Source organism: Clostridium sp. MCC353 (assembly GCF_018785315.1).
GTDB lineage: Bacteria > Bacillota > Clostridia > Lachnospirales > Lachnospiraceae > CHH4-2.
Map to the genome: position 1 here is coordinate 97290 of NZ_WQPN01000176.1, position 5961 is coordinate 103250.

Below are 5961 nucleotides of genomic sequence, written 5' to 3' on the forward strand. Positions count from 1 at the left end.
TGGCTTTCTCGGGAGCGGGGGATTTTATACTTAAATACTTACCGCAGATTGTACACAGCCATAAAAAAGGTAAACCCGGCGGGGAGGGGCTTGGAACAAAGGGATTCGAGGTCGTATGGAGCCCCTAAGAGGTACTAAGCCTTTAAGAATGAAAAAAGACAGGCAGAAACTGAAAACTGAATCAGTCTCTGAGGCGCCCGTTAAGAGGTAAAGTTCATAAAAAGTTTACCTCTCAACGGGCGCCGCCCTGTCTTTTTTCGTTCTTGAAGGCCTTAGTACCTCTTAGGGGCGGAAGCCGATCTCGAATCTCTTTGATCCAAGCCCCCCCCGCCGGATTTTCCTTCTTTATGGCGTAACTTCCGCCAATATGTCACATGAAATTTATTCTCCTGGACCTTCATCCGGCGTGACCGGACTTACCGTGGATGGCGATACATACCCCGGCCCGATCTGAGAAATATCTCCGCTGGAAGTTTCCGGTTCGGTCGGCTGGTTCGGGTCTACAATGACGGCAGATCCCGTGTGGATATCACAGTAACCCGGCATTGCAAATACGGAATCATCTGTCTGGCCTGAATCCGGCGGGACTGACATAAATGTTGCGGAAGTGCGTTCCGGGCAGAACTCGGTTGGCAGTCTTCCTGATTCCGCACAAACCGTAGCGCGGACATGATTATTGCAAACTTCGGTAGGTACAGTGCCTTTGGCAAAATATTCGGTATATACGGCATTGCCACGCGGATCTGCGTCGCATACGCCGGATACGGCCAGCTTTCCGGATTTACGGCATATCACCGCAGTTTCTATGCTGTCAGGAACCGTAAAGCCCGGATCCTCCAGCCCTTCATGGACACGGGTCATGATCTTGCGCCAGAGATCCTTATGGAAAGAAGTGCCTCCGTTTTTGGAATTGAGCTTTTGATTGTTATCACAACCGGCCCAAATACCCGCTGTGTAATATGGGGTATAACCTACAAACCAGATATCGTTGTTGCTGGTGGTTGTACCGCTTTTTCCCGCATTGGACATTCCAGGAATATTGGCTCTGGTGCTGGTGGATGATACGTTGGTTCCTGAGCGGGCAAATTTACGATTGCTCACCATGGAATCCGCCATGGCATCTGTGAGCAGGAAAGCGGTGGAATCCTTCAGCGCCTGATGGGTTTCCGGTTCATTATTAATTAGTACCTTGCCGTTATGGTCTAATATCTTTGTGAAGAAAATCGGTTTTGTGTAAACGCCGTGGTTGGCGATAGCTGCATATGCGGCTGTCAATTCCAGATTCGTAACGCCGTCAGTAATTCCGCCTAATGCGGTGGCCGCATTTAAATCATTGGATGTCAAGGTGGTGATGCCCAGATTCTTTGCATATTCAACACCCAGCTGAGGAGTGACTGTCTCCATCATACAGCGGACTGCCACGATATTCATGGAATAAATAATACCGTCCCGGATGCTGGAATAGCCTAAGTAGCCCTGGCTGTACCAGTTGGAGAAGGTTTTCTTGCCAACCGTATAAACCGAATCGTAATATACGGTTCCTAAAGTAGCGCCACAGGCGTCCAGAGCAGGCGCAAAGGATGTGATAACTTTAAATGTGGAACCCGGCTGGCGTTTTGTGTTGCTGGCCCTGTTTAATGTCAGGCTGGCTGTCTTCTCGCCCCGGCCGCCGCAGATCGCTTTCACCTGTCCGGTTGCCTGGTCCATGATGACAAAGGAAGCCTGAGGCTGGAGTGTTTTCGTCAGTTTTTCACCGATTATAGTATCGCCGGTTTTCAGGACATATGCTTTGTAATTTTCGATCTCTGTCTGAATCTCTTCTTCGCTGTCATAAAGTCCGTCATAAGAAGATGCGCCAACCACTGTCTTTTTCCAGGTTTTCAGCCCTTCTTCCGAATAATGCTGGGTTGTGCCGTCCGCATGTGTGACGGAAAGCCTGTATTCAATGGAATATCTGGCTGCCGTGTAGTTATCCGGATTATTGATTTCTTCATCCACGATGGCCTGGATATCAGGATCCTGGGTGGTAAATATCTCAAGGCCTCCGCTGTAAAGAAGATTGTGGGCCTGCGTTTCCGTATAACCTAATTTTTCCTTCAATGTTTCTTTAACCTGAGCGGTCAGCTCATCGGTAAAATAACTGTAAGGGGTCGTTGTTTCTTTTGTAATCAGATCTACATTCTGGATTCTGGAATATACGTCGTCTGCCAGGGCTTCTTCCTGCTGTTCCTTTGTAATATAGCCCTGCTCAAACATATATTGAAGAATGATTTTCCGCCGTTCTTCATTCCGTTCCCTGCCGGTGATGGGATTCATATGTGCCGGGTTTTTCGTAATTCCCGCAATGACCGTCGCTTCAGAAAGCGTGAGATCGGAGACATCTTTGTCAAAATAACGCCTTGCGGCCACCTTAACGCCGAGCGTATTGTTGCCAAGGTTGATGGTATTTAAATAATTGGTAATGATCAGTTTTTTATCCATGGTTTTTTCCAACTGGAGGGCCAGATACTGTTCCTGGAATTTACGCTCCAGTTTGGCGCCAAAACTCGTCTCATTACCACCGCCAAATACATTATTCTTAATCAGCTGCTGCGTCAGGGTGCTTCCGCCGCCTCTGTTTTCGCCCATCAGAACGCCGGTGGCAGCGCGCATGATGGAACGGATATCGATTCCATTATGTTCCCAGAAACGGGCGTCTTCGATCGCTACAAATGCATTGATAAGATCCGGAGGCAGTTCTTCATAAGTGGCCTCCTGGCGGTTTGAGCCTGCAGTTACGAGGGTATCCGTGACATTTCCCTTGCTGTCATAAACAGTCGTCGCATAGCCGATGGGGACGATGCTTTCTACGTCTACGTCAGGAGAATTGTCAATAATTCCTTTCATCATACCAAATCCAACGCTGCCAGCCACGACAACGGCAAAAATGCACATGACTAAACAAGCTTTAAAAAAACCGAGAAATAGTTTAGACGCATATTTCTTAGTTTTGGAATTGGCTGAACGTATCTTACGTTCGGTTTGTAATTTTCCGTAATTCATAGGAGTCCTCCTCTATACCGGATCATTATAACAAATATGTCCAAACAATTCAACCAGGCCTCTTCGAATTAAAAGTTTTGTAAAGTGCTGGTTAGACCGGGGTATCTATGATATATTAGTATGAGTTGAAACTGGTATATTTATGAATTTTAGGAGACTGAAACTATGAATCAAAGCTATAAAATCTTATACAAGGGCGGACAAGGTGAGCTGGTTGAAAAAAAATCCCGTTTCATCGCCACAACCAAACCTGTGGAGACAGAGGAAGAAGCAGTATTATTTATAGAAGAAATGAAGAAAAAATACTGGGATGCCAGCCATAACTGTTCTGCATATGTGATTGGGGACCGGCATCAGATCCAGCGGTGCAGTGATGACGGAGAGCCGTCGCAGACGGCGGGAAGGCCCATGCTGGATGTTCTTTTGGGGGAGGATATCCATAATATATGTGTTGTGGTAACCCGCTATTTCGGCGGGACCCTTTTAGGAACCGGAGGCCTGGTGCGGGCATATTCCAAGTCGGTTCAGGAAGGGCTGAAAGGAAGCTGTATCGTAGAAAAGAAACTGGCCAGAAAAGTGGAGATCAGAACGGATTACAATGGAATCGGCAAGCTTCAGTATCTGGCGGCCCAGCGGGGACTGGCTGTTATGGACACGGTATATACGGAAAATGTGACTGCCCAATATCTGGTTCCGGCAGGGCAGGTGGAGGAGTTCAAAAACGCAGTTACGGAAGCGACCAACGGAAAAGCGGGGATTGGTGAATCAGAACCTCTATATTATGGAATGCTGGATAAAGAAATAATTATTTTTTAACGGCAGAGGGCCGGAGCTGTGCATTTTAGGGGTATTTGCGAAAAAAAGGCATTTTTAAAATTTAAATGTTGCATTACTTCCTATATGATGTTATACTGACTAATTGTTAAAATGGAATTGTATGAACATTTTTGAGAAAGAAGAGAAGATTTTATATGAAGATGAAGAGAGAAGATGTAAGAAACGTTGCAATTATCGCCCATGTAGACCATGGCAAGACAACTCTGGTTGATGAATTGCTGAAGCAGAGCGGAGTTTTCCGTGAAAACCAGGAAGTTGCTGAACGTGTCATGGACTCCAACGATATTGAAAGAGAACGCGGTATTACTATTTTATCTAAGAATACGGCCGTATTTTATAAGAATACGAAGATCAATATTATTGATACCCCGGGACATGCGGATTTCGGCGGAGAAGTGGAACGTGTCCTTAAAATGGTAAATGGTGTAATCCTTGTGGTAGACGCTTATGAAGGCGCTATGCCCCAGACGAAATTCGTTCTGAGAAAAGCCCTGGAACTGGATCTGCCGGTAATTGTCTGCATCAATAAGATTGACCGTCCGGAAGCAAGGCCGACAGAAGTGATCGATGAGATTTTGGAACTGTTTATGGATCTGGATGCGTCGGATGAGCAGTTAGACTGTCCGTTCATATACGCTTCTGCAAAATCCGGTTACGCGAAAAAGGAGCTGGAGGATGCCAGTGTGGATATGAGCCCGCTGTTTGAAACAATCGTCGACTATATCCCCGCGCCGGAAGGCGATCCTGAAGCACCGACCCAGGTTCTTATCAGCACCATTGACTACAATGAATACGTTGGCCGTATCGGTGTGGGAAAAGTGGATAACGGAACCATCAAGGTAAACCAGGAATGCGCTATGGTAAACCACCATGATCCTGATAAATTCCGTAAAGTGAAGATCGGCAAACTCTATGAATTTGACGGACTGAACAAGGTGGAAGTGAAGGAAGCGACGATCGGTGCGATCGTAGCGATTTCAGGAATTACGGATATTCATATCGGCGATACCCTTTGTTCCGTGGAAAACCCGGAAGCGATTCCATTCCAGAAAATTTCCGAGCCAACCATTGCCATGAATTTTATGGTAAACGACAGCCCGTTAGCAGGTCAGGAAGGCAAATATATCACATCCAGACATATCAGAGAGCGTTTATTCCGCGAATTAAATACGGATGTCAGCCTGAGAGTGGAAGAGACAGAATCTCCCGACTGTTTTAAAGTATCCGGACGTGGAGAACTGCATTTGTCCGTATTGATTGAGAATATGAGAAGAGAAGGTTTTGAATTTGCAGTGAGCAAGGCAGAGGTTCTCTATCATTATAATGAAAGAAACCAGAAATTGGAGCCCATGGAACTGGCTTATATCGACGTGCCGGAAGAATTTACCGGTTCTGTCATCCAGAAACTGACCAGCCGTAAAGGAGAGCTTCAGGGAATGAGCCCGGCCAATGGCGGCTACACCAGGCTGGAATTTTCTATCCCGGCAAGAGGACTGATCGGATACCGTGGGGAATTCATGACCGATACCAAAGGAAACGGCATCATGAACACAATTTTTGACGGTTACGGGCCATACAAGGGTGATTTAAACTACAGAAAGACAGGATCTTTAATCGCCTATGAAAGCGGTGAGTCCATCACCTACGGCCTCTTTAACGCTCAGGAACGAGGCATACTGTTCATCGGCCCGGGCCAGAAAGTATACTCAGGCATGATCGTCGGCCAGAATCCTAAGGCAGAGGACATCGAGGTAAATGTCTGCAAAACGAAAAAACTTACCAACACCCGTTCTTCCAGTGCCGACGAAGCGCTGAAACTGACCAGCCCCAAAGAAATGAGCCTGGAGCAGTGCCTGGAATTCATCGACACAGACGAACTCCTGGAGATCACGCCAAGCAGCCTTCGCATCCGTAAGAAAATTTTAGATCCGACTTTAAGGAAAAGGTCTTCCTTCAAAAAATAAAGTTTGGTAAATCTTTATTTAACGAGTTGGCAGGAGTGACGCCATGAAGACGGGGAATCTGGGGCAGGCGGCCGGGGATGAGAGGAATTGGGGGTCGGATTCCGACCCTAAGAAATAC

At 46.8% G+C, this 5961-nt stretch carries 3 protein-coding genes; 2 read left to right on the forward strand and 1 reads right to left on the reverse strand.

Annotated features, from left to right (window positions below; genetic code table 11):
• Positions 1–381: 381 nt before the first annotated feature.
• A complete protein-coding gene (locus GPL15_RS26480; protein ID WP_215701672.1) occupies positions 382–3042 on the reverse strand; it encodes a transglycosylase domain-containing protein in 2661 nt (886 codons plus the stop codon).
• Between the two features lie 165 nt (positions 3043–3207).
• Between GPL15_RS26480 and GPL15_RS26485 the strand changes: the two genes are divergently transcribed.
• Positions 3208–3858, forward strand: a complete 651-nt coding sequence (locus tag GPL15_RS26485) for a YigZ family protein (protein WP_215701673.1) — start codon at positions 3208–3210, stop codon at positions 3856–3858.
• Positions 3859–4013: 155 nt separating this feature from the next.
• Entirely contained in the window at positions 4014–5843 is a 1830-nt protein-coding gene (gene typA, locus GPL15_RS26490) for a translational GTPase TypA (RefSeq protein WP_215701674.1), read from the forward strand.
• The last annotated feature ends 118 nt before the right edge of the window (positions 5844–5961 follow it).

Bases quoted from the DNA above. Each gene is read 5' to 3' on its own strand.
- typA (WP_215701674.1), top strand. From the start codon at position 4,014: ATGAAGATGAAGAGAGAAGATGTAAGAAACGTTGCAATTATCGCCCAT.
- GPL15_RS26480 (WP_215701672.1), bottom strand. From the start codon at position 3,042: ATGAATTACGGAAAATTACAAACCGAACGTAAGATACGTTCAGCCAAT.
- GPL15_RS26485 (WP_215701673.1), top strand. From the start codon at position 3,208: ATGAATCAAAGCTATAAAATCTTATACAAGGGCGGACAAGGTGAGCTG.